The 24,452-nt window shown below is 71.7% G+C and carries 18 protein-coding genes; 8 read left to right on the forward strand and 10 right to left on the reverse strand.

All coding sequences use genetic code 11. The features are described from left to right. Nucleotides 1-38: 38 nt before the first annotated feature. Entirely contained in the window at nt 39-1,037 is a 999-nt protein-coding gene (locus tag AC1MGR_RS06885; RefSeq protein WP_108037907.1) for an NrtR DNA-binding winged helix domain-containing protein, read from the reverse strand. A 148-nt stretch (nt 1,038-1,185) separates the two neighbouring features. After that, a complete protein-coding gene (locus tag AC1MGR_RS06890) occupies nt 1,186-1,749 on the reverse strand; it encodes a sugar O-acetyltransferase (RefSeq protein ID WP_480234093.1) in 564 nt (187 codons plus the stop codon). 146 nt (nt 1,750-1,895) lie between these two features. On the opposite strand from AC1MGR_RS06890, the gene thiE reads away from it, so the two are divergent. The 3 genes from thiE (at nt 1,896) to AC1MGR_RS06905 (ending at nt 4,173) form a co-directional block, all read left to right on the forward strand. Then, nucleotides 1,896-2,606: a thiamine phosphate synthase gene (gene thiE / locus AC1MGR_RS06895; RefSeq protein WP_480234094.1), complete on the forward strand. Its 711-nt coding sequence runs from the start codon at nt 1,896-1,898 to the stop codon at nt 2,604-2,606. A gap of 44 nt (nt 2,607-2,650) precedes the next feature. Next, complete coding sequence (thiD, locus tag AC1MGR_RS06900; RefSeq protein ID WP_480234095.1) at nt 2,651-3,457, forward strand: bifunctional hydroxymethylpyrimidine kinase/phosphomethylpyrimidine kinase; 807 nt, start codon at nt 2,651-2,653, stop codon at nt 3,455-3,457. An 86-nt stretch (nt 3,458-3,543) separates the two neighbouring features. After that, on the forward strand, nt 3,544-4,173 hold the full coding sequence (locus tag AC1MGR_RS06905) for an XRE family transcriptional regulator (RefSeq protein ID WP_108037899.1): 630 nt from the start codon (nt 3,544-3,546) through the stop codon (nt 4,171-4,173). Nucleotides 4,174-4,201: 28 nt separating this feature from the next. On the opposite strand, the gene AC1MGR_RS06910 is transcribed toward AC1MGR_RS06905, so the two are convergent. From AC1MGR_RS06910 to AC1MGR_RS06930, 5 genes are all read right to left on the reverse strand, one after another. Then, a complete protein-coding gene (locus AC1MGR_RS06910; protein WP_480234096.1) occupies nt 4,202-4,789 on the reverse strand; it encodes an ABC-type transport auxiliary lipoprotein family protein in 588 nt (195 codons plus the stop codon). A 109-nt stretch (nt 4,790-4,898) separates the two neighbouring features. Continuing rightward, a complete protein-coding gene (locus AC1MGR_RS06915; RefSeq protein WP_108037895.1) occupies nt 4,899-5,981 on the reverse strand; it encodes an MlaD family protein in 1,083 nt (360 codons plus the stop codon). A gap of 68 nt (nt 5,982-6,049) precedes the next feature. Beyond that, nucleotides 6,050-6,811: an ABC transporter ATP-binding protein gene (locus AC1MGR_RS06920; RefSeq protein ID WP_480234736.1), complete on the reverse strand. Its 762-nt coding sequence runs from the start codon at nt 6,809-6,811 to the stop codon at nt 6,050-6,052. A gap of 86 nt (nt 6,812-6,897) precedes the next feature. Next, entirely contained in the window at nt 6,898-8,040 is a 1,143-nt protein-coding gene (locus AC1MGR_RS06925; protein ID WP_480234097.1) for an ABC transporter permease, read from the reverse strand. Nucleotides 8,041-8,100: 60 nt separating this feature from the next. Beyond that, a complete protein-coding gene (locus AC1MGR_RS06930) occupies nt 8,101-9,327 on the reverse strand; it encodes an MFS transporter (RefSeq protein WP_480234098.1) in 1,227 nt (408 codons plus the stop codon). Between the two features lie 148 nt (nt 9,328-9,475). Here AC1MGR_RS06930 and AC1MGR_RS06935 point away from each other — a divergent pair, with 148 nt between their 5' ends. After that, on the forward strand, nt 9,476-10,603 hold the full coding sequence (locus tag AC1MGR_RS06935; RefSeq protein WP_480234099.1) for a hypothetical protein: 1,128 nt from the start codon (nt 9,476-9,478) through the stop codon (nt 10,601-10,603). Nucleotides 10,604-10,684: 81 nt separating this feature from the next. Next, on the forward strand, nt 10,685-11,185 hold the full coding sequence (locus AC1MGR_RS06940; RefSeq protein WP_108038045.1) for a DUF1489 domain-containing protein: 501 nt from the start codon (nt 10,685-10,687) through the stop codon (nt 11,183-11,185). An 81-nt stretch (nt 11,186-11,266) separates the two neighbouring features. Here AC1MGR_RS06940 and AC1MGR_RS06945 read toward each other — a convergent pair whose 3' ends face one another. Then, nucleotides 11,267-19,132, reverse strand: coding sequence for an apolipoprotein A-IV repeat region-like domain-containing protein (locus tag AC1MGR_RS06945; protein ID WP_480234100.1), 7,866 nt, complete (start codon nt 19,130-19,132; stop codon nt 11,267-11,269). 277 nt (nt 19,133-19,409) lie between these two features. Here AC1MGR_RS06945 and AC1MGR_RS06950 point away from each other — a divergent pair, with 277 nt between their 5' ends. Further along, nucleotides 19,410-19,760 (forward strand): Hpt domain-containing protein, encoded by a 351-nt coding sequence (locus AC1MGR_RS06950; RefSeq protein WP_480234101.1) that lies wholly within the window; start codon nt 19,410-19,412, stop codon nt 19,758-19,760. A 193-nt stretch (nt 19,761-19,953) separates the two neighbouring features. Further along, the gene (locus tag AC1MGR_RS06955; protein ID WP_055954982.1) at nt 19,954-20,274 is read left to right on the forward strand and encodes a 2Fe-2S iron-sulfur cluster-binding protein; all 321 of its coding nucleotides are present in this window, start codon (nt 19,954-19,956) and stop codon (nt 20,272-20,274) included. Between the two features lie 75 nt (nt 20,275-20,349). Here AC1MGR_RS06955 and AC1MGR_RS06960 read toward each other — a convergent pair whose 3' ends face one another. Continuing rightward, complete coding sequence (locus AC1MGR_RS06960) at nt 20,350-21,525, reverse strand: vWA domain-containing protein (RefSeq protein ID WP_480234102.1); 1,176 nt, start codon at nt 21,523-21,525, stop codon at nt 20,350-20,352. Between the two features lie 258 nt (nt 21,526-21,783). Here AC1MGR_RS06960 and AC1MGR_RS06965 point away from each other — a divergent pair, with 258 nt between their 5' ends. Then, on the forward strand, nt 21,784-22,323 hold the full coding sequence (locus tag AC1MGR_RS06965) for a hypothetical protein (protein WP_480234103.1): 540 nt from the start codon (nt 21,784-21,786) through the stop codon (nt 22,321-22,323). 18 nt (nt 22,324-22,341) lie between these two features. Here AC1MGR_RS06965 and AC1MGR_RS06970 read toward each other — a convergent pair whose 3' ends face one another. Next, on the reverse strand, nt 22,342-24,183 hold the full coding sequence (locus tag AC1MGR_RS06970; RefSeq protein ID WP_480234104.1) for a cation:proton antiporter domain-containing protein: 1,842 nt from the start codon (nt 24,181-24,183) through the stop codon (nt 22,342-22,344). Between the last annotated feature and the right edge of the window lie 269 nt (nt 24,184-24,452).

The following is a 24,452-nucleotide window of genomic DNA, read 5'->3' on the forward strand; positions in this document are numbered from 1 at the left end:
GCTGCACCGCGACTGTCATTCGGGGCGATCGCGGGGTTTCAGGCGGGGCGGCGGGCCGGGCGCAGGCGGAAGCCCGGGGCCGGGCGCTCCAGCAGAACCTCCCGGCGGAAGCGCACCAGGCGGGCCGGGCGGCCGGTCGCGCCGCTGGTGACGTCGTCGGTCTCCTCCACCAGCCCCTGCTGCGCCACGAGGCGGCGGAAGTTCTGCTTGTGCAGGTTGGTGCCGGACAGGGCCTCCACCGTGCGCTGGAGCTGGAAGAGCGTGAAGGTCGGGGGCATCAGCTCGAACACCACCGGGCGGTACTTGATCTTGCCCCGCAGGCGGCCGATCGCGGTGGCGAGCACCCGGCGGTGATCGAGGGCCATGGGCTGGCCCGTGATCGCGAGGTCCGCCTCGCGCGCCTCGCCGGACTGGCCCTGCGCCTCCGGGATCAGCCCGGCCTCGAACAGCAGCTCGTAGCGCTCCAGCACGCGCTCCTCGTTCCAGGCGCCGCCGCAGAGCCCGAAGGTCAGGCCGAGGCGGTCCTCCCGCCGGCGGCGCAGCTTCGGGTCCGAGGCCTGCTCGGCCCAGGCCAGGAGCTTGGTCTCGATCTCGCCGAGGGATTCGGGTCGGCCCGCGCGCCAATCCTCCCAGGGCAGGTAGCGATACCAGTTGCGCCAGGAGGCCTCCGCCAGTCCGCCGGGGCGCACCTCGCGCACCAGGGCGAGATAGGCCACCGACAGGGAGTGCAGGCCGCCGGCATCGTCGCCCTGACGGTCGCGGTCGCCGAAGGTGTAGAGCTGCTCGACGTAGCCGAGGCGCTGGTGGGTCTGGCGCTCGACCCAGGCGCGCAGGCCGCGCTCCAGCGTCGGGTGCTCGGGCACCAGCGGCCCCGCCGGGAGGCCGTCCGAGCGGCCCTTCGCCTGGCCGCCGACCTGGACGGTGAGGGCGCGCGGCTCGCCGTCGGTGGCGGCGATGATCACGGCCACGAGCCCGACGGCGGAGGGATTGGAGAGCGCGCTCTCCGAATCCCGCTGGGTCTCCTCCGCCGTGGTCACGCGCCCCGATCCCCGCCGCTATCCGTGATGCCCGCAGTGCCGGCCCCTGCTCATGGCATATCGCGGCGACGTGATGAATGTGGAAAAACCGCCGCGGCGCCCGTGTCCCAAGCCGCGATCGGGCCGATCCTCGAGCGGGGCGGATGTTTCAGGCCTGGCGGTGGGGCAGGGCGCGAGCGGGATTGCCCACCACCGTGGCGCCCTCGGGCACGTCGCGGGTGACGACGCTGCCGGCGCCGATGATGGCATGGTCGCCCACGGTGACGCCGGGCAGCAGGATCGCGCCGCCGCCGATCCAGACGTTGCGGCCGATCCGGATCGGACGGGCGAATTCCAAGCCCGCCTCCCGCGGCCCCGGCTCGCGCGGATGGTCGGGGGTGAGGATCTGGACCCCGGGCCCGATCTGGGTGCGGTCGCCGATGCTCACCGGGGCGCAATCGAGGATGACGCAGCCGAAATTCAGGAAGACGTGGGCACCGAGGCTGATGTGCAGACCGTAATCGCAGTGGAAGGGCGGCCGGATCACCGCGCCCGCGCCGACCGCGGCGAGGCGTTCGCGCAGGAGCTCGCGGCGGAGGGCGGGCGTCTCTGCCAGGGCCGCGTTGTAGCGCTGCATCCAGACCTTGCAGGCGTGGCTGTCGGCGTGAAGCTCCGGGTCGTCGGGATCGTAGATCTCGCCGGCGAGCATCTTCTGCTTCTGCGTGCGGTCCATGCGCGGGGCCTGCCTCGGGTGATGATGGGGGTCGGGGGTGGCAACGCGACGCCGCGCCGGAAAGCTCCGCCCGGGCCGGCGCTTCCGATCGCGGCGGCGCAGCCCTACACTGCACGAAACCAGCGACGAAACCGGGGAAACGCAGCGTGATCGGACGGGACGAAGCCATCGGACGGGGCCGGCCGGTCGACCTGCGGCTCTACGGCCTCCTCGATACCGGCGTGTCCGGCACCGACGGCAACCGCCTCGCCGCGATGGCGGCGGAGGCCGTGCAGGGCGGGTGCACGCTGCTGCAGTACCGGGAGAAATCCATCGCGGATGCCCGGGCGGCCCTGGCCCGCATCCGGGCGATCCATGCGGCCCTGGAGGGCACGGGCGTGCCCCTCCTGGTCAACGACCGGGTCGACCTCGCCCTCGCGGCCGGGGTCGAGGGCGTGCATCTCGGTCAGAGCGACCTGCACCCGGCCGAGGCCCGCCGCCTCCTCGGACGCGAGGCGCTCATCGGCCTCACCCTCAAGACCGGCACCCAGGCCGACGAGCTCTACCGGCTGCCCGTGGACTACGCCTGCATCGGCGGCGTGTTCGCGACGACGAGCAAGGACAATCCCGACCCGCCGGTGGGGCTCGACGGCCTCGCCCGCATCGTCTTCCGGGGGCGCCTCGCCCGTGGCGCCGGCTTCCCCCTCGGGGCGATCGCCGGCATCGACGCCAGTAACGCCGCCGCCGTGATCGAGGCCGGAGCCGACGGGATCGCGGTGATCTCGTCGCTCTTTTCCGGCGAGTCGGTGGCCGGGCGCGCCCGCGACCTGCGCGTCCGGGTCGATTCGGCCCTCGCCGCGCGGGGCGTCGCGGCCTAAGCTTCGGGAAACGCCAGCATTTCTGACGCCAGGATCTTCACACCATGACCTTCATCGCCGTCACCATCGCGGGATCCGATTCGAGCGGCGGGGCCGGCATCCAGGCCGACCTGAAGACCTTCGCGGCCCTTCGGGTCTACGGGGCGAGCGTCATCACCGCCCTGACCGCGCAGAACACCCGCGGCGTCCAGGCCATCCACGACGTCCCGGCCGACTTCGTCGCGGCGCAGATCGACAGCGTGTTCTCCGATCTCGCCGTCGGGGCCGTGAAGATCGGGATGCTCTCGCAGGTGGCCACCATCGAGGCGGTGGCGGCGGGCCTCGCCCGGCACGCGGGTCGAATCCCGATTGTCCTCGATCCCGTCATGGTCGCGACCTCGGGCGACCGGCTGATCTCGGAGGCCGCGGTGGAGGCCCTGCGCCGCCACCTCCTGCCGCTGGCCGACCTCGTCACCCCCAACCTGCCGGAGACCGCGACCCTGATCGGCGAACCCACCGCCGAGACCGAGAACGCCGCCGTGGCCCAGGGCCGCCGCCTCCTCGCCATCGGGGCCAGGGCCGTCCTGGTGAAGGGCGGCCACGGCGAGGGCGACGAGAGCGTCGACCACCTGATGAGCGGCGACGGCACGCTCCGGCGCTTCGCCGCGCCGCGGATCCGCACCCGCAACACCCACGGCACCGGCTGCACGCTGTCGTCGGCCGTGGCGGCCGGCCTCGCGCGCGGCCTGCCGATGGTCGAGGCGGTGGCGCAGGCGAAGCGCTACGTCTCCGCCGCCATCGCGGGGGCCGACGGCGTTCCCGTGGGTCACGGCCACGGCCCCGTGCACCATTTCCACGCCCTCTGGGTCTGACCGCGCCTTGCGTCGTCCCTCCGTTTGCGTTTGAAGTAACGCACAAGCGTCCGGTTAATGGAACGGACGCGCGGATGTCGGGACAGATGGACGACCAGGTGACGACGCCCGAGCGCGGGCGGCAGCGGGACATACTCACGGGGGCGCAGGTGCTCTCCGGCCAGCTCGGCAAGACGATCCAGCGTCTGCGCAAGGCCTACAACCTGTCGCTGTCGGAGCTGGCCGAGCAGTCCGGGGTGGCCAAGTCGATCATCAGCCAGATCGAGCGCAACGAGACCAACCCGACCCTGGCCACGATCTGGCGCCTGAGCCAGGCCCTCGACGTCTCGATCGAGCGGGTGCTCGCGACGAGCGACGAGGAGCCCTTCATCGAGAAGACCTCCCGCGCCGACACGCCGATCCTGGTCTCGGACGACGGCAAGGTCCGCCTCGCCATCATCGGCTGGATCAAGACCGTCGAGTGGCTGCAATGGTACGACCTCACCGCCGATCCGGGCGGCGTGCTCGATTCGGACCCGCATCAGCGCGGCTCGGTGGAATCGCTGACGGTGACGTCGGGCCTGCTCGAGGTCGAGGTCGCGGGCACCGTCCAGCGCGCCCGGGCCGGCGAGACCCTGCGCTACCGCTGCGACCGCCCGCACACCGTGCGCTGCATCGGTCCGGAGCCGGCCAAGGCCATCATGGTCGTCATCATGAAGGCCGCCGTGATGGAGTGAGGTGAAGGGGCCTCGGCCCCTCGGCACCTCAGCGGCCGGAATTCACCCAGGCGACCATCTCGCCGAGAACCCGCGCCAGGGCGGCGTCGAGGCCCACGGCGGCGGTGCCGGCATCGACCTGCGGCACCGGCACGCGGGCGGTGAAGATCCGCGCCGCGATCACCTTGCCGGAGCCCTCCGCGATGATCTTGGCGGAGAGGTCGACCACCGCCTCGCCGGTGCCGGCGGCGATGTCGAAGGCCCGGATCTCGCTGATGAGCTGGTAGTCGGAGGTGATCTTGTCGCCGGGGCGGCTCACCGATTTCAGGCGGCCGGAATTCTCCAGGCTCTGGATCAGCCGCGTCTGGATCAGCCGCGGCAGACGGTCGGCCCACTGGCCGCCGCCGAGGAAGGACAGCGCTCCGCCCGGCTCGCGCACGATGATGCGGTCCGCCTCGAATGGCTGGATGCCCACCGGCTCGGCCACGGTGAACGACCGCGCGGCGCCGACGGCCCGCCCGGTGGGGGGCAGCGCGGCGAGATCGAAGGTGAGCGGTACCGCGCCGCCGCCGCAGCCGCCGAGGGCGGAAGCGAGGAGCATCGCGACGAGCGCGGGGGCCGTCTGGTGAAGTGTCATACGCATTCCGGAAACCCGTCGCCGCGCTGACGCACAGCGTGGCGGTAAACTAACGCAAGGCCGGAATGTTGCCGTGCGTCGCAGCACGCACGGCCGGAGGGCGGTCGCTTCAACGGCCACCGTTGTATTCCGGCAACGACGGCTTGCCGCCGAAGATGACCTGCGAGGGGTCCCGTTCCAGGCTCTTCACCGTCCGGTTCAGAGTGTTCAGCGTGCGCTGGCCATCGGTGGAGAGCGCCTCCACCTCGCGCCGCCCGGTCCCGCTCAAGCGGTTGAAGCTGGTGGCGATGTTCGAGGTGCGCTTGTCGAGGTTCTCGGAGAGGGTGCGGAAGGCCTTTCCGGCATCGCGGACGGAAATCGCCGCCTCGCGTACCTCGGTGAAGGTGCTGGTGCCGGCCGAGCCCGAGGCCGAGCCGAGGAAGCCCTCGGCCCCCTTCAGCACGGCATCGACGCGGTCGGCGGAGGCGTTGAGCTTGGCCGCGAGGGAACGCGCGTCCTTGAGGGCGCCCTCGATGTCCGGGCTCCCGGCGGCGAGGGCCCCGGAAAAGCGATCGGCATTGTCGATGACGCGGTTGAGCTTCTGCCCGTCGATCGCCTTCACGAGGCCGCTCACCGCCGGCCCGGCCTCCGCCAGGGTCTTCGAGAAGGCTTCCACGTTGGCGAGCGTCCGGGTGATCGCGCCCTCGTTGCCGGCCACCACCTTGTCGAGGCGCTGGAGCACGTCGTCGGCGCGCTGGGCGATCTGCTTGGCCGCCGCCATCATGTCCTGGATGTCGGAGCTGTCGGCGAAGATCGTCGGCATCTGGTCGCCCGAGCCCGGCGTCAGGGCCGGGGCATCGGCATTGCCGCCGGAGAGCGAGATCGTCGAGACGCCGGTGAGCATCGCCGAATCGAGGCGGGCGCGGGTGTCGGCCCGCAGGGGGGTGGTGCGCTCGACCTCCACGATGGCGACGACCCGGCGCGGGTCCTGCGGCAGCAGGCGCACATCCATCACCTCGCCGACCTTGATGCCGTTGAAGGCCACCGTCGAGCCCTTGGCGAGGCCGCCGACGCTGCCCGAGAACACGATGCGCACGGCCTGCCGGACCTGACTCCGGGACCCGCCCTGCAGCCAGAAAACGAATCCGAAGGCCGCCACCACGACCGCGAGGGTGAAGGCGCCGATCAGCGCGTAATTCGCACGAGTCTCCATCGGATCAGCAATACCTTGACGGGGTGGGGCGCGGGCGGTGCGCGGCGGCACGCCGTGGGCGGCGGACGTCAGGCCGGCGCATGATGCGTGCCTGGCGAGACGACCGCGCGCCCGCGCTTGCCGTGGAAGTAGGAGCGCAGCCAGGGATGGTCGCTCTGGAGCATCTCCTCGATCGTGCCCTGCGCGATGATCTGGCCGTCGCCCAGGGCCGCGATGCGGTCGCAGGCGGTGTAGAGGCTGTCGAGATCGTGGGTGACCATGAACACGGTCAGGCCCAGCGTCTGCTTCAGGGTCGCGACGAGCTCGTCGAACTCCCCGGCGCCGATCGGGTCGAGGCCCGAGGTCGGCTCGTCGAGGAACAGGATCTCGGGATCCAGGGCCAGGGAGCGGGCCAGGGCCGCGCGCTTGATCATGCCACCGGAGAGTTCGGAGGGCAGCTTGTCGGCGGCATCCGGCTTCAGGCCGACCATCTCGATCTTCAGGCGGGCGAACTCGTCGAGGAGGCGCTCGGACAGGTTCAAGTGCTCGCGCATCGGCATCTGGATGTTCTGCTTGACGGTCAGCGCCGAGAACAGCGCGCCCTGCTGGAACAGCACGCCCCAGCGCTGCTCGATCTGGCGCCGCCGGGTCACCGTGAGCCCGTCCACGTCCTCGCCGAACACCTCGATGGTGCCGGCCCGTTTGGGCACGAGGCCGAGGATCGTCCGGGTCAGCACCGACTTGCCCTGGCCGGAGGGGCCGACGAAGCCCAGGATCTCCCCGCGCCGGATGTCGAGGTTCAGCCCCTTCATCACGATCTTGCTGCCGAAGCCGACCACGAGGTCGCGCACGCGGATGATCGGCTCCGGCGCGGTCGCCGGCGCCGGCTGGGTCGGGCTCGTCTGGAGGTGCGGGGCGGACACGTCGGGGCCGAGCCTCAGAAGTCGATCGCGGCGAAGAAGACGGCGAACAATCCGTCGAGGACGATCACCATGAAGATAGACTTGACGACTGAGGCCGTGACGTGGCGGCCCAGGGACTCGGCCGAACCCTCCACGGCGAAGCCCTCGATCGTCGCGATGATGCCGATGATGAGGGCCATGAACGGCGCCTTGATCAGCCCTACCGCCACGTGGTGCAGCGAGACCGCCGCCTGCAGGCGCGCCAGGAAGGCGTCGACGGTCATGCCGCCGTAGAGCGAGGCGGTGAGGCCGCCGCCGGCCAGGGCCGCCAGGGAGGCGAGGAAGGTCAGGATCGGCAGCCCGATCACCAGGGCGAGGATGCGGGGGACGATCAGGATCTCGATGGGATCGAGGCCCATGACCCGCAGGGCGTCGACCTCCTCGCGCATCCGCATGGAGCCGATCTCGGCCGTGAATGCCGAGCCGGAGCGGCCCGCCACCATGATCGAGGTGAGGAGCACGCCGAGCTCGCGCAGGATGAGGAGCCCGATCAGGTTCACCACGAAGCTCTGGGCGCCGAAGCGCTGGAGCTGGAAGATGCCCTGCTGGGCGACGATGCCGCCGACCAGGAACGAGATCAGCACGATGATCGGCACGCCCCGGAAGGCGACCTGCTCGATCTGGTTGACGAGGGCGGTACCCCGGAAGGTGCCGGGGCGGGCCGCGACCCGGATGCAGGCGGTGACGACCTCGCCGAAGAACGCGAGTCCGGTGACGAAGTCCGACTTCGCGCCGACGACGCGCCGTCCGAGGTCGTCGAGGAAGCCGAACAGGCGTCCGCGGCGCGGCGGCGGAGGCTCGGCCGCGCGCAGCTTCACCTCGCTGAGGAGGATGCGGTGCTCGGGAGAGGCGCCCGCATAGGCCAGGCGTCCGCCCGCGGCCTCGATCTCCGCGCGGGTCCGCTCCAGCACCCAGGCGCCGAGGGTGTCCAGGCGGACGACTCGGCTCAGGTCGACGAGGAGGGGCGTGCCCGCGGCGCTGCCGGCGATGCGCGCGGCGGCGACCTCCACGGCCGCGCCCTGGTCGGCGGTCCAGCGCCCGGACAGGCCGACGCGGCCGCCCTCGAGGATCGCGGCGTCGGCAGCGTCCGGATGGTTCCTGATCTCGGCTCTAGCCAATGACGCCGCACTCCCTGCCGCGGTCACGGTACACCGATCGCGGTTACCGGACGGTCAAGGTTAATCGGGTTGTCCTGCCCCCTGGCCCACAATCGTGGTGCTGTGAAGGCTGAAAGCGCGGGCGGCCTGCGCGGCGCGTGCCACGAGGCACAAGCCGAGGCCGGCCAGGGGCGCCATCAACACGAAGGCGAGCGGTCCGCCCCCGGCTTGGTAGGCGGCGCCGGTCATCAGCGTCGCGCTGGCCGAGGCGAGGGCGCCCGCCGAGCTGATCGTGCCCTGGGCCCGCCCGCGGGCGCCGTCCGGGGCGAAACGCGACACCGCCGCCATGGCACCGAGCTGCGTCGCCCCGAAGGTCAGGCCGTGCAGGACCTGCAGGGCGATCACCGGCCCGAGCCGGTCCCCGAACGCGGCCATGCCGACGGCGCGCAGGAGGGCGGCCCCGCCGCCGAGGCCGAGCAGGGCGAAGGGGTTGCGCCAGCGCGCGGGCAGGCGGCCGATCAGGGCGAAGAGCAGGATCTCGGAGGCGACGCCGATGGCCCAGAGCGTGCCGATCCAGGCGGTGGGGATGCCGTGCGTGCTCCAGTGGATGCTGCCGAAGGCGTAGATCGCCGCGTGGCTCGACTGGATCAGGGCCGCCGCGCCGATCGCGAACCACAGGACGCGGGGCAGGGCGGGCCGGCCGGCCTCGGGATGGCGGGGCGGCACCGGGGGCGCCTCGATGCGGGACGCCGCCACCACCCCGGCGGCGATCAGCGCCAGCACGGTGAGGAGGAGGGGGACGGCGAGGCGCTCGCCCATCGCCCCGAGGGCGGCGCCGCCGGCGAAGTTGGCGAGGAGGAAGCCGATGGAGCCGGCCATCCGGATCCGGGCGTAGTCGAGCCGGCGGCTCCGGCGCACGGCCCCCAGGGTCAGGTAGTCGATGCTCGGCACCAGGGGCGCGGCCGCGACGGCGTTCAGCGCGATGAGCAGCGCGAGCACGGGCCAGCCGAGGGCCGCACCGGTGGGCATCAGCACGTAGGTTCCGGCCAGGACGAGGCTGCCGACGAGCAGGATCCGCGGCGCCGCGATGCCCCGGTCGATCAGCCCGACTAGGGGCGCGGTGGCGATGATGCGGATGGCGATCGGCAGGGCGAGCAGGGCGCCGATGACGGCCGCGTCGAGGCCGAGGGCGTTCAGCCAGACCGGCATGAACGGCATGGCGATGCCGATCTCGACGAAGACGACGGCGTAGAGCACCGACAGCCGAAAGGCGTTCGGCTCCGGGGGCGCAGGAAACGGGTCAGACACAACGACCGGACTGGGACGAGGGGGGCCTGGGAGAACGTCGCGTCAGGCGGAGGCTGCGTAAAGCCGGCGTTAAAACGATCCTGTCAACCTGCGACGGCTTGGACCCGGCTATCGCGTGCCGGTCCCCGCGGCCAAGGACACGTGCTTGATGTCGAGTTCCCATTCGCTGACGTCCCTCGACATCTCGGAATACGATCGCATCGAGGCGGCGATGACCGAGAGCGAGCGCGGTCGCTGGTTCCTCGACGCCTATCTCCGCCGCAACCGCACCAGCGACACCGGGATCGTCCTCGACGCGATCGCCCGCCTCGAGAGCGTGGTCACCCGCGATCGCGAGAGCAGCCAGATGGGGCGCGTGCGCGGCGACCTGATGGACATGGCCCACGCCATCGCCCGGACGAAGGCCGAGATCGCGGCGATCAACACCCCCGACCAGGACCAGACCCGCCTCGGCGGTGCCTCCGCGGCCCTCGACGCCATCGTGCGCTCCACCGAGAACGCGACCTCCGACATCCTCAGCGCCGCCGAGCACGTCCAGGAGGCCGCCTGGACCTTGCGCGAATCCGGCTCGGACGCCGAGATCTGCGACGAGCTCGACCGGCGCGCCACCGCCATCTACACGGCCTGCTCGTTCCAGGACCTCACGGCCCAGCGCACGGCGCGCATCATCCACACCCTGCGCTACCTCGAGGAGCGCCTCGCCGCCATGATGGCGATCTGGGGCGATGCCCTCGATCCGGTCCCGGCGGGGCCCGCGGGCCAGGGCGCGCCGGAGGTGCAGGCCGACCTCTGCCAAAGCGACGTCGACCGCTACATCGACATGGACGGATCGTCTGCCGAGCCGGTGCCGCCCGTCCCCTTCGTCCGGGCGCCGCTGACGGACGATCCGTCCGCCGAGGACGACATCGTCTTCCTGGAAGCCACCGACGCATTGGCGACCGACGCCCCAGCCAACGACGGCCCGACGGACGAGGCCCAGACGGACGAGGCCCCGGCGCACGAGGCCGCCGCGATGACGCTGCCGGAGTCGGACCCGGTCGCCGACGCGCCGCCGGACGAGGCCGCGCCCGAGACCGCCCTCGCCGCGCCCGAGGCGGACGAATGCGAGACCGAAGCCCCGGACGAGGCCGACGCGCTGTTCGCGGCCGAGGATGCGCCGGAGCCGGTCACCCCGGCGACGCTCCACGTCTCCGAGCAGGCGCAGACCGATATCGCGACGGCCTTCGCCGAGATCGATGCCCTCTCCGAGGACGAGAAGCGCGCGCTGTTCTCCTAGAACACCGGACTGTGAGCGGCGCGGGGTCGCGCCGTCCACACCGAAGGCGCGCGGCTGCGGCGCGGCTGCTACAACGTCGCCATGCCCCCTGCCAGATCACTTGGAACGTCCCTTGCCGCGCCTTTTGCCAAGCCCGCCGCTCAGACCCTTCACCTGCTGAAGCTCTGCGTCGGTCCCGCCAGCATCGGCGAGCTCGAGGAGCGCATCGCCCGCAACCGCGAGGCGGCCCTGCGCGAGGGGCGCGATCCCGCCCCCGTCCACACCACCCGCATGGTGCCGACCCGCGCCGCCGAGATCGTCGGGCGCGGCTCGATCTACTGGGTGATCAAGGGCACGCTGCTCTGCCGCCAGTCCATCAGCGCCATCACGCCGTTCACCGATACCGACGGGATCGGTCGCTGCCGGCTGATCCTGCAACCTGACGTCACCGCCGTCGCGCCCCGTCCCTGCCGGCCGTTCCAGGGCTGGCGCTACCTCAAGGCGGAGGATGCGCCGGCCGACCTCGACGCCCGCACGGCGGGCGGGCTCGCCGAGATGCCGGAATCTCTGCGCCGCGAACTCGCCGGTCTCGGCCTGATCTGACGGTCCTCGATCGCGAACGGGAAACCCCCGCCCTCCGGGGGGAGGGCGGGGGTCCGTTCGTCCGGTTCGGTGCGCGGAGCCCTACGCCCCGTCGAAGCGGCCGCTGGCATGGGCCAGCATGGTGTAGACCTTGCCCGTCTCCGAGGTGAGGTAGGCATCCGCCCGCGAGGAGTCGCGGTCGTTCTTCGAGACGTCGCCGAGCAGGCGCTCGAACTCGCCGACGTAGCGGTCCACGGTGCGCCGGAAATCGGCGTCCGCGGCGTAGCGGCGGCGAACCTCCTCGAAGGTCTGCCGGCCCTGCGCGGTGTAGATCCGCCGGTCGAACAGGTTCGGCTCGCCCCGGCGATAGCGCTCCCACAGCTCCACCGCGGTCTGGTGGTCGATCATCTTGGCGATGTCGCTGGAGATCGTCTCGAGGGCGGTGCGCCCGCGCTCCGCGGCGTTCTTCTGGGCTTCGGCCTGCTGCTTCGTGGCCGGAGCGGGCGCGGACTCCGCCGGGTCCGCGTCCTCGTCGATGGACGCGCGCGTCAGCAGGTCCGAGAGCCAGCCGCGGCCCTCGCCGGTCCGGGCATCGGGGCGGGGCGCCGGGGCGGCCCGGCCCGCCGCGGGGGCGGAGACGAGGTTCATCGCGGTGCCGGGGCGGCCCGCCGGAGCGGCGGGCTTGGCCGCGGGTGCGGCGGCGGGCTTGGCCGGGGCGGCCTTCGCCGGAGCCGCCGGGGCGGTCGCCGCCGGCGCGGGGGCAGGAGCCGGTGCCGCAGCCGGTGCGGCGGCGGGGCGCTTCGGCTCGGACACCTGCGGCACCGCCGCGTCCACCGCCCGGCCCGAGCTCTGGACCAGGCTGGAGAGCTCGGTCAGGGCCTTGAGTTGCTCGGAGACCACGCGGCGCATCTCGCCGGTGGCGTCCTGCGTCTCCCGCGGGATCTCGAGCACGCCGCGCTGCAGGTCGGCCCGGGTGGCGTCGAGCTCACGCCGGATCTCGGCAGCCATCTCGCGCAGTCCGTTGACGGATTCGCCGAAGCGGCCGGAGGCGGTTTCGAGGACGCCCATCATCTGCTGCGACGCCGCCTCGATGGCGCTGCGCACGGCCTCGGCGGTGCGACCGCTCTCGCTGTCGGCGCTGGCGCGCAGGCCCTCGAACGCCTTGGCGACGGTGGTCCCGGCGCCCGCGGCGGTCTCGGACAGGCTGGTGCCCAGGGCCCGCGCCCGCTCCTCGGCGGCCCGCAGGGTCTCGCCGATCATCGCGTCGAAGCGCGCGGTCTGCGCGTCGAGGGTGCCGGAGCGCTCCTCGATCCGCGACAGCACGCTGGCGATGGCGGCCTCGCGCTCGCCCAGCCGGTCCGCGAGGCGGCTCTCGGCGCCCTGGATCTGGCCGGCCGCGCCCTGCAGCTGACCGGCGGCGCCTTCGAGGTGGCCCACGGCCTGTTGCAGGGTCCCCGCGTGGGTGCGGCCGATCGCGTCGAGGGCCCGGCCGCGCTCGTCGAGGGAGACCGCCAGCTCGGCGGCGTCCCGCAGGGCGCCCTCCGCGACGCTCCGGAGCAGGTGGACCTGCTCCGAGACGCCCGCGCTGGCGCGCTCGGTCTCGCTGGCCACGGCCGCGAGGCCGTCGCGGATGTCGGCGATCCGGTGGGAGAGACCCGCCTCGATCTGGCCGAGGTTCTGGCCGGTCCCGGCCAGGAGCTCGCGCAGGGCCTCGTTGGCCCCGTCGATGCGCTGGAGAACGGTGGTGAGTTCGCCGCGCATCTGGTCGTTGGCGTCGTTCAGGGACGCGATCGCCCGGGTCGCACCGCCGTCGATGGCCGAGAGCAGCGACTCGGCGGAGGCGCGGGACTGGGCGGCCAGGGCCTCGGTGCGCTCGCGGATGGCGGCGACCAGCGGGGCTCCGCTCTCCTGCAGGGCGCGCTCGATGGCGTCGCCGCGCAGCGCCAGGGCCTCCACGAGCTCGGCCGCCGGTCCGTCCACGATCGCGCGCAGGCGCTCCGACTGGTCCGTGAGCTGGGCGACGACCGCGTTCCCGCGCCCGTCGAGCGTCTCCACCAGGGCACCACCCCCGGTTTCGATGGCCCGGGTGATGGTCTCGGCGCTCTCCGCCAGCCGGCGGGCGAGGGCCTGGCCGCGGGCCTCGACGAGGCCGGCCAGGGCGGTCGAGCGACGCTCGAAGGCCTCGGCCAGGGCGCCGGTGCCGGTGTCGAGCAGCGCCGCCACGGCCTCGTTGCGCTGGTCGAGGGCGGTGGCCAGGGCCTGGCTGTGCGCTTCGGCGAGGGCCGCGTGACGGTCGACCCGCTCGTCGAAGGCCGCGAGCATCGCCGCGGACCGCGCGTCCACCAGGGAGGCGTAGGCGTCCTGGCGGTCGTCGAAGGCCGTGGCGAGGGCGTCGCCGCGCGAGGCGACGAGGGTGGCGAACACCTTCATCCGGTTGTCGATGCGGCTGGTGAAAGCCTCCGACCGGCTGTCCACCGCCTCCGTCAGGGCCTGGCCCTGCGTATCGATGGTGCGGGCGAACTCCGCCGCGCTGGCCTCCACGAGGCCGCCGAGGGCGGTGAGCCGTTCGTCGAACATCGCCGCCAGGGCGCTGCCGCGGTCCTCGGCCTGCTGCGCCAGGACGTTGGCGCGGTGGTCCACGGTCTCGTCGAGGGTCCGGAGCTGGGTGTCGAACACCGAGGCGAGGGTGCGGGTGCGCTCCTCGACGCGGTCGGCCAGGGTGCCGGCGCGCCCGTCCACCAAGCCTTCCAGGGCCTGCAGGCGCTCGTCGAACAGGGCCACGAGGGCACGGGTCCGGTCGTCCGCCTGGGCGGTGAGGCCGGAGGCGCGCTCCTCGAAGAGGGCGACGAGGGTCTGCGCCATGGCCTCGGCCTGCTGGCGCAGGGCGCCGGCCCGGGTATCGACCACCTGGTCGAGGGCACCGACCCGCGTGTCGATGAGCGCGACCAGCGCCTGGGCACGGGCATCGACCTCGTCGGACAGGGTTCCGGTACGGTGGTCCACGAGGCGGTCGAGGGCGCCGAGGCGCTCGTCGAACAGGGTGGTGAGGCCGCGCGTCTGGCTCTCGACCCGGTCGGTCAGGGCCTCGGCACGGCCGTCGAGCAGCCCGTCGAGGGCGCTCAGGACCTCGTCGAACAGGCTGCGCAGGCCCTGGGCCCGGGCATCGAGGGACTGGGTCAGGTGGTTGCCGCGGCCGTCGACGATCTCGTCCAGGGCACCGATGCGCTGGTCGAGAAGAGTCGTCAGGGCCTCGGTCCGGCTCTCAAGGGTCTCGGTCAGATGCGCGCCGCGATGGTCGACGAGCTGGCCGAGGATGTTGATGCGATGGTCGAACAGGTTCGCCAGGGCGCGGGTGCGCTCGTCCACGGCCTGGGCCATCTCGCCGCTCCGCCGCTCGACCACGTCGTCGAGGCTGCCGAGACGCTGGTCGAACTGCTCGACCAGGCTCTGGGTCTGGGCGCCCAGGGTCTCGGCGAGGCGCTTGCCGCGGGTGTCCACGAGCTCGTCGAGGACGCCGATGCGCTGGTCGAAGGTCTCCGCGAGGGCGCGGGTCCGGGCCTCGACCGAGTCCGCGAGGCTGCCGCCGCGACGGTCCACCACCTCGTCGAGGTGATCGATGCGCTCGTCGAAGAGGGTGGCCAGGGCCCGCGTCCGGGCCTCGACCGCCTCGGCGGCGCTGCCGAGGCTGGCCGCGATGGTGTCCACGAACGCCCGGCCGCGCTGGTCGAGGGTGTCGTGCAGCGGCGCGATGCGGTCGCTGAAGTTCGCGCCCAGGGAGCTGGCGTGGTTGTCGAGCAGGGCGCGAATCTCGCCCGTGCGGTCGTCGAGCAGCTGGTGGACCGTGCGCACGCCCTCGTCGAGGAGCGAGCTGATATCGGAGGTGCGGCGGTCGAGGGTGGTGCCGAGGCGGCCCTCGCCCTCGCTGAGCTGGCGGTCGGCCTCGGCGACCATCTCGCGCAGACGCGCCAGGATGGTCTCGCCGCGCTGCTCCAGCACCGCGCCGAGGGAGTTGCTGCCGAGGTCGAACAGGCGCGCGAGTTCGGTGATGCGGCCGCCGAGGGCGCCGAACACGGCGCGCCCCTTCTCGTCGAGCTCGGTGCCCATCGCGGCGGTCCGGGCGTCGATCAGGCGGACGAGCTCGTCGGCGCGCTCCGAGAAGGCTTCGCGGATGGCCACGGCCTGGGTGTCCAGGGCCTGATTGGCGTTGCCGGTGCGATCGACGATCATCTCGACCAGTTCGCGAGTGCGGGTCGCCAGATCCTCGTCCACCGCGCGGGTGCGGCTCTCGATGAGGCGGATCGCCTCGAAGGCCTGGGCCCCGAACGATTCCTCGATGAGGCGGCTGCGCTCCTCGAGGGCCGTGCCGATCGCCTCAAGGCGACCGAGCACGCCGGCATCGAAGCGTCCGGCGCCCTCGTCGAGGCGGCGGGACAGCTCCAGGGTCTGCTCGTCGAGGCGGCGGGCGATCTCCGCCGAGCGCTCGCCGAGGACGTCGCCGAGGCTGGCGCCGCGCTGGGCGATGTCGAGGGCCATGGTGTCCGCCCGGGTGTCGAGGGCCTGGACGAGGTCTCGGCCGCCTTCGGCCATGACGCGGGCCATCTCGGCGGTGCGCACGATCAGGGCCTCGTTCAGGGCGGTGGCACGGCCGCCGAGATGGCCGTCGATCTGGGCGACGAGGTTGGCGAAGGTCTCGCCGATTTCGGTGGAGCGGCGGGCGGAGCGCTCCTCGAGGGCGCCGAGCTGGTTCTCGACGGCCTCCTGGGCCTCGCGGGTGCGCTCGGCGATGCTGTCGGCCACCACCTTGCCCTGCACGGTGATGACGCGGTCCATCTCTTCCAGGCGGCCCGACACGGACTCGGTGAGGGCGGCGGTGTCGCGGGAGATGCGCTCGGCGAGAATGTCGCCGCGGGCGATGGTCTCCTGCAGGGTGGCGAGGCGGTCGTTGAGCACGCGGTCGATGGCCTGGACGCGAGTCTCGGTCGTGTCGGCGAAGCTGGCGCCGGTCTGGCTCAGGGCGTCGTTCACCCGCGCGCCCTGCGCGGTGACGGCGAGGACGATGTCGCGGCCGGTATTGGCGAGCTGGGTCTGGGCGTCCTGCGCCTGGGCGGCGATGAGATCGCCGAGGGTCCGGCCGTGGTTGTCGAAGACCGTCTCGACGTCGCGGATGCGGGCGATGAGATCGCCGCCGAGACCGTCGGCCGCGCGGGCGATCGTGCCGGCCGCCTCGTCGGCGCGGCGCGCCAGCTCGTCGTTGACCGCATCCAGGGTGCTGCGCAGGGCCTCGATGGAGGCGCTGGCCCTGCTGCCGACCGTGCCGCCGAGGCCGTCGGCGGCGTTGCGCAGGAGCTCGGCCGCCTCGGCGGTCCGGGCCGCGAGATCGGCCGACGTGGCGGCCAGACGGTTCTCGAAGATCTGCACCGCCTCGACGGTGCGGGCCTCCAGCTCGCCGGTGGCGCTGGCCGAGGCGCGGCGCAGGGACTGCGCGGCCTCGGTGGTGCTGGCGCCGAGGGCCACGGTGGTCTCCTCCGCGCTGCGGCGGAAGGTGTCGGCGGCCTCGGCCGTCCGGGTGCCGATCTCGGATTCGAGGGTCGCCGCCGTGACGCGCAGGCTGTCCACCGCTTCCAGGGCGCGGGTCTCGAAGGTGTGGCCGAGGGCCGAGAGGGCGCCCTCGAGCGTCTGCGTGGCTTCCTGGGTCCGCACCCGCAGGAGTTCGCCGACGCGGTCGCCGGTCGCCCCGAGGGTGGATTCCAGGTTCGCGCCCTCGACCGTGACGGTCCGATGCAGCTGGCTCGCCGCCGTTTCGATGCGTTCGGCCAGGGCCGCGCCGTGCTGGTCGAGACCGGTGGCGAGGCCTTCCACCGAGCGGAAGAGCTCGTCGCGCACGCCGCCGGCGCGGTTGCCGAAGGTCTCCACGATGGCGCTGGCGGCGAGCGCCAGGGCGGCCTGGGCCTCGCGGCCCGAGGCGTCGATGCGCTCGGAGACCGATCCGCCATGGACGTCGATCGTCTCCCGCAGGCGGGCGGCCGCGGCCTCGATGCGCTCGGCCAGGGTGCCGCCGCGCTCGTCGAGGCGGGTCGTCGCCTCCTCGACGGAGCCGATCAGGGTCTCGCGGAGGGAGTCCGCGCGGGCGCCGAAGCTCTCGATGATCGCGCTTGCGGCCAGCGCCAGGCCGGCCTGGGTGTCGCGGCCGCGGGTCTCGAACAGGGTCGAGACCTCGGCGCCGTGCACCGTGATGGTCTCGTGCAGGCGGGCCGCAGCGGATTCGATGCGCTCGGCCAGGGCGCCGCCCTGGGTGTCGAGGCCGGAGGCGATGCCGTCCACCGAGCGGATGAGATCCTCGCGCACGCCGTCGGCGCGGGTCGTGAAGGTCTCGATGATGCTGCCGGCGGCGGCGGCGAGGCCGGTCTGGGCCTCGCGGGCCCGGGACTCGATGAGGGCGGACACGCCGGTGCCGGCGGTCTCGATCTCGCTGCGCAGGGCATCGCCGCGGACGGAGATGTCGTGGGTGAGGGCGGCGCCGGTCTCGGCGAAGTGGGCACGCAGGGCATCGCCCGTCTCGGCGAAGCGCGCGGTGATCTCGCCGCCCGTGGACGAGAACTGGGCCGTCAGCTCGGAGCCGCGGGCCAGGAAGGCCTCTTCCAGGCCGCGGGCGGAGAGCTCGAAGGTCTGGCGGACCTCGCCGCCCTGGCGGTTGAGGGCCTCGATCACCTCGGAGCCGGTCTGCGCCAGGGTCCGCGCCACCTGTCCGGCATTCTCCGCCAGGGTGGTGGTGAGGATGCCGCCGGTGCGCTCGAAGGCCCGGGTGACCTCGTCGGCCCGGGACTCGAGGGACAGGGTGAGGGCGCTGCCGACCTCCGCGAGGCTGCCGCGCACGCCCTCGCTGGTGGAGGCGAGGCGCTGCACGAGGTCGTCGCCGCGGCCGGAGACCAGCTCGACCACGCGGTCGCCGGCCTCGCCGAGGGCGGCGGTGATCGCGTCGCCGCGGTCGCCGAGGGCCGAGGTGATGGCCTCGCCGCGGGCGTCGAGGGCGCTGGTGACCCGGTCGCCGGCGCCGGTCACCGCGGAGACGATGCGCTCGGCGGCGCCGTCGAGCTCGGCCGTCAGGCTCTGGTGGGTACCCGTGATGGCTCCGCGCACGCGCTCGGCATTGGCGATGATCGACTCGCGCTGGGCGACCAATTCCTCGACCAGGGAGCGGATGCGGATCTCGTTGTCGGAATAGGCCCGCTCTAGGGTCGCGATCTCGCCGCGCACCAGGGTCTCGAGTTCGCCGGCCCGGGCCAGCGCCCGCTCGACGCCGTCGCCCACCGCCGCGACCTCGCGCCGGACGGTCTGCGACATGGTCAGCACCGCGTCGGTGGAGAAGTTCTCGGGCTCGGCCAGGCGGATCGCCACCTCGCCCACGGCGCGGGCCACGAGGCGCATCTCCTGGGCGCGCACGGCGAGCATCCCCATGATGGCGAACAGCACCACCGGCCCCACGAGGGCGGTCGCCGCGACCGCGCCCTGGATCGCCGTCAGGCCCTGGAAGAACCCGCGCAGGTCGCCGGAGGACTGCACCCAGGCCAGGGCGAGGAGGCCGGCGATCCAGAGGGCGCCGGCGGCGGCGGCGATGAGGTAGGGCGTGCGCGAGGGGCGGACGCGCAGGGTCTGCTGCAGGATGCCGATGTTCTGGCGGTCGTCGTTGGCCACCATCGAGCGGTCGGGCGGCAGGAGTCCGCCCTCGCGGCGGGGCCGGTTGCGGTCCGGCGGCGGCAGGTCCGAGGCGAGGGGCTGGTCGAGGTCGAGGCGCGGCGGCGCGAGGCGACCGCTCGGATCGCGTAAGGGATCGCTGTCGCCGACGTCCGGAAGGCGGGGTTCCACCCGCGATGCCTCGTCACCCGGGGCGAAAGCGTCGAGGTTCAAAGCCTGCTCGATCGCCGACAGAGCCGCCTCGGCCGGATCCTTGAGCTTCTTTTCCGTGGCCATACAACGCCTCGTTACGCGTATCCCGATCGCCGGCCGCGCCCGTCGATCAAGGTTACTTTTACCAATTTACCAAGGAACTTTAGACTTCGGCACGAGGCTCCGATACCCGAGCCCGCCGCGGCGCCCAAAAAACCTTAACGGAATGGTTACCAAGCCCGTGGCCGGCACCGCGCCGTCGTCTTTCTGCATGATGCCTCAACGCGTAGACGGAAGCGAACGACGGCGGGGCTCAGCTGTGGATAGCCAGGATGGCCGTCGCCGCAGGCGCGAGGATGTTGTGCGAGATCCGGATTCCCGAGACCCCTCCGAGGCGGTTCTGTTCGACGCCGAGCACCTGTCGCGCCAGACCTTCGGCGACACGGCGCTCGCCGCGGAACTGCTCGCACTCTTCGCCGACCAGTGCGGCCGCCTCCTGCCCGGGATCGCCGATCCGGACCTGGCTCCGGCCGAGCGGGCGGACCTCGCCCATACCCTGAAGGGCTCGGCCCTCGGGATCGGCGCAGTCCGCGTCGCCGAACTCTCGGGGACGATCGAAGACACGCTGCGCGCGGGCGGGACCGCTCCCCCGGTCGAAACGCTCGCCGCCGCGGTGGCCCAAACCCTCGCGACCTTGTCGCGACCCTCGTGAAATACCGGGCCAAATACCGGGCCCGGACGTCGCGTCGCGGACCGGCGATGGAACGGCACGGCGGCTGCGGCGTAAGGGCAGGAAACATCGCCCGGTCGGCGAGCGCGCTTGCATTCGGAGGCCTGCCCCTTCAAGGCAGGCTTTGCGCCGCACAACCGGCCGTTCTACGCGTTGTCCGAGCCCGGAGCCCCCGATGCCCAAGATCACCTACGTCGACCACGCCGGAACGGCCAGGACCGTGGAGGGCGACGTGGGATCGACCGTGATGGAAGCGGCGATCCGCAACAACGTGCCGGGGATCGATGCGGAATGCGGCGGCGCCTGCGCCTGCGCCACCTGCCACGTCTACGTCGATGCGGCCTGGGCCGAGGTCGTGGGTCCCGCCGAGGCGATGGAGCAGGACATGCTCGATTTCGCCTCCGACGTGCGGGCGACCTCGCGGCTGTGCTGCCAGATCCGCATCACCCCGGAGCTGGACGGCCTCAGCGTCACGACACCGGCCCGACAGGGCTGAGGCGGCATCCCGGGGCCGGGGTTCGCGCTGGTCCGACGGCGCTCCGCACAGAATTCTTGATGGCGGTGAAACAACTTACCGGATGAGCGCCCGCATCGCCCCATCGATGCCCTCCAGGTTAAGCGGGAACATGCGTTCGCCCATGAGCCGGCGGACCATCCCGATCGACTGGGTGTAGGCCCAGTGTTGCGCCGGAACAGGGTTCAGCCAGACCGCCTTCGGAAACCTCTCGAGGATGCGCGTCAGCCAAACCTGTCCCGGCTCCTCGTTCCAGTGCTCCACGGACCCGCCCGCCATGGCGATCTCGTAGGGGCTCATGGAGGCATCGCCCACGAACACCACGCGATAGTCCGGCGGGTAGGTGCGCAGCACGTCGAGGAGCGGCAGCGTCTCGTCGTGCCGACGCCGGTTCTCGCGCCAGACGCGCTCGTAGGGGCAGTTGTGGAAATAGAAGTGCTCGAAGTGCTTGAACTCCGAGCGGGCAGCGGAGAACAGCTCCTCGGCCAGAGCCACGTGGAAGTCCATCGAGCCGCCGACGTCGAGGAACAGCAGCACCTTCACGGCATTGCGTCGCTCCGGCCGGAGCTTCACGTCGAGATAGCCCTTGGCCGCGGTCTCACGGATGGTGCCGTCGAGGTCGAGTTCGTCCGCTGCGCCGGTGCGGGCGAAGCGGCGCAGGCGACGCAGAGCCACCCGCATGTTGCGGGTGCCGAGCTCGACCGTGTCGTCGAGATCCCGGAATTCGCGCTTGTCCCAGACCTTCACCGCGCGGAAGTTGCGGTTGCCGTCCTGGCCGATCCGGATGCCCTCGGGATTATAGCCGTAGGCCCCGAACGGAGAGGTGCCACCGGTGCCGATCCACTTGTTGCCGCCTTGGTGGCGCTCGCGCTGCTCGGCGAGGCGCTGTTTCAGGGTCTCGAACAGCTTGTCCCAGCCAAGCGCCTGAAGTTCCGCCTTCTCGGCATCGGTGAGGTACTTCTCGGCGAGCTTCCGCAGCCACTCCTCCGGGATCGGCGTGGGCCCGGCCACCTCGCGCACGGTCTCGATACCCTTGAACACGGTACCGAACACGCGGTCAAAGCGGTCGAGGTTGCGCTCGTCCTTCACCAGGGCTGTGCGGGCAAGGAGGTAGAACTCCTCGATCCGTTTCCCGGCCAGATCGCGGTCGAGCGCACCCAGGAGCGTCAGGAATTCCCGAAGCGTGACGGGGACCTTGGCCTCGCGCAGGGCGGTGAAGAACTGAAGCAGCATGGGGCGACAACGCGGGAAGCCGGTGTCGGGGTCAAGACCCGTCCCGCGCGCGACACCTAGCCGAGTCACTGACGCCGGCGGAGTCACATACGTTAAGCTGGGTATAACCCCGGATTTCTGTTGATATCGCCATGCGACCGTTATTCCGGCGAACAGGACTTGTCATCTGAATCGAACATCTTGGCCGCACGGTCTCGTGCAAGTCAGGACAAGTCGTCAGGGCGCATGGTCTTCGCGTAGAGTTTAGGAGTGACCGACATGGCGCTCGCGTTGCGCTCGTTGAGCGATTTTAAGCGGTTCCTCTCGGAGCCGGGCGCGACGATTCAGGTTGTGCGCAACACCTTCATCGACCGTCAGCCCGCCTCGTTCGCCGATGCCTATCGGGCCAAGGGGATGTACGAGCCGCGCACCATCCGGGCGGTCTCTAAGAAGGCGGCGATCTTCTCGATCCAGGGGCATCCGACGACGATCTGGCTGTACTGGGACAAGGGCACGCGCAAATGGCGCTTCAACGACGATACGGTGACGATTCCGCTCGACACCGGCCTCGGTCCGCCGGACGAGATCGTCTACCGCTGTAGTTATGCGCCCGGCATGGATCCGACCGCCCATTCATCCGTCCGTCGTGCCAAGCCCCGGACGCCGAAGCCGCCCGATGCCCTCAAGCCGGCATCCGCGAAGTCGCCTCCGGGGCGCAAGTCCGGACGCGGTACGGTGCCCAATCCATCGCAATCGAACGCTTCGAGTTCCCTCGGCACGCCCGTGATGCCGACCCGTGGCCAGGGCCGGCTGCTCTGAGGCGCTCCGGTTCGTCCCTCACGCCGTCTTGCTGACCGGTTTGGCGTCGTCCGCCGGCGTCCCGTCCCGGACCTCGACGCCCTTGCCGACGGTGCGGCGAGCGCGAAAGGCAGGCCGGACCTCGGTCTCCTTCTTCTTCAGCATCGCCCGGTACTCGTCGCGTCGCTCGTGGATCGAAGCGATGACGAGCCCCATCGGTACCCCGACATCGACGAGAACGGCCTCCGAGAGCTGGAGCGAGGCTTCGATGGTTTCTGGAACCGCATCGTCGACGCCCATCTCGTAGAGCGCCGTGGCGTGGCGGGCATCGCGCGCCCGCGCCACGATGGTGATGTCCCGTCGCTCGGCTCGAGCCGCTTCCACCACGGCCTCGACGGCTCTGGGATTGTCCAGGGTGACGACGAGGGCCCGGGCATTGGCGATGTCACAGCGGCGCAGCAGCTCGGGATTGGCCGAATCACCGAAGTAGACCGGATTGCCCAAGCGCCGGTGTTCCGAGACCCGCGCCGCATCCGCGTCGAGGGCCAGATACGGAATCTTGTGGCGGACCAGCATTTCCCCGACGAGCCGACCGACGCGGCCGTATCCCGCGATGATGACCCGGTTCTGCTGACGGTCCGGCACCGGCTCGGCCCGCGCGCGGCCGAGTTGCGCGCTGGACAGCTGCTTCCCGAGGCGCCTTGCGAGTACGGCGAGGGCCGGGATCGCGATCATGGTCACAGTGGTGACGATCAGTGCGGCTTGCCCGACCTCCTCGGGCACGAGGCCCCCCGCCAGGGCGCCGCCGATCAGCACGAAGGCGAATTCTCCACCGGGCCCCAGCAGCAGCGCTGCCTCGATCGCCACCGACCGGGAGAGCTTCAGGAAGCGCGCCGCGACGAAGATGATGGTCCCCTTGATGAGGATTAGGGTGAGGGCGAGACCCAGCACCGCGCCCGGGGCCGACATGAGGTGAGCCGGATCGAGGTTCATGCCCACGGAGACGAAGAACACGCCCAACAGCAGGCCTTTGAAGGGATCGATCGTCGCCTCGATGGCGCGGCGATATTCCGTCTCGGCCAGCAGCAGCCCGGCCACGAACGCGCCGAGGGTCATCGAGAGGCCGGCGGCGGCGGCCGTCACGGCAGTGCCGATGATGACGAGGAGGCAGGCCGCCATGAACAGCTCGGGTGAGCGTGTCCGGGCGACCAGCTGGAACAGCGGCCGCAGCGCCACGCGACCGACCACGACGATCACCACGATGGCGACCGCCGCCTGGCCGAGCGCGAGGGCCAAGGCTCCCCCCACATCCGAGCCGTCGTTCCGGCCCAGCACCGCGATCGCGAACAGGACCGGAGCCACGGCGAGGTCCTGAAACAGCAGGACCGCGAAGCTGGCGCGGCCCGCCGGGGTATTCAGTCGTTTCTGGTCCGCTAGGACCGGCAGCACGATCGCGGTCGACGAGAGGGCGAGGGCCAGGCCGACGATGATCGCGGCGGCGAGGGGTACCGACAGGGATAGGAGGATCAGGCCGATGACGACCGAAGAGGCGAGGACCTGGATCGAGCCGAGACCGAAGACGAGGCGGCGCAGCGTTCGCAGACGCTCCCACGACAGCTCGACGCCGATCATGAACATGAGGAAGATGACACCGAACTCGGCGAGGTGTTCGATTTCCGCCCGGTTTGCGATGGTGAAGGTCGAGACCCAGTGGTGCGTCTCGGCGAAGCGCCCGAGACCGAAGGGGCCGAGCAGCGCGCCCGCGCCGATGAAGCCCAGCACCGGGCTGATGCGCAGCCGATGGAACAACGGCACCACCACGCCCGCGGTGACGAGGAACAGGATCGCTTCCTTGTAAGATCCGGCGTGCACGTCCATCATCGGTCGGGAATGTCTCCTGGTGCCGGAAGCGACGGTGGCGCGCGCAGGTGTCGCCCGGCCTCTCCGTCGCTGACCATGGGCACCGGCTGCATCCCGGCGCAACAGCACACACGCCTGGAAACAACGAAATGGTCGGCTGCGACCATTCGGATGGGGAGACCGTGCTGGTCAGCACGCCTGATGCGGCGCAAAAACGGCACAATATGAGCATAAGGCAAAGCCTTAACGGACGGTTAAGCGCGCAGCGTCGCGTTTCGAGATACGAGTGA

It is taken from the genome of Methylobacterium sp. BI1 (assembly GCF_056680125.1).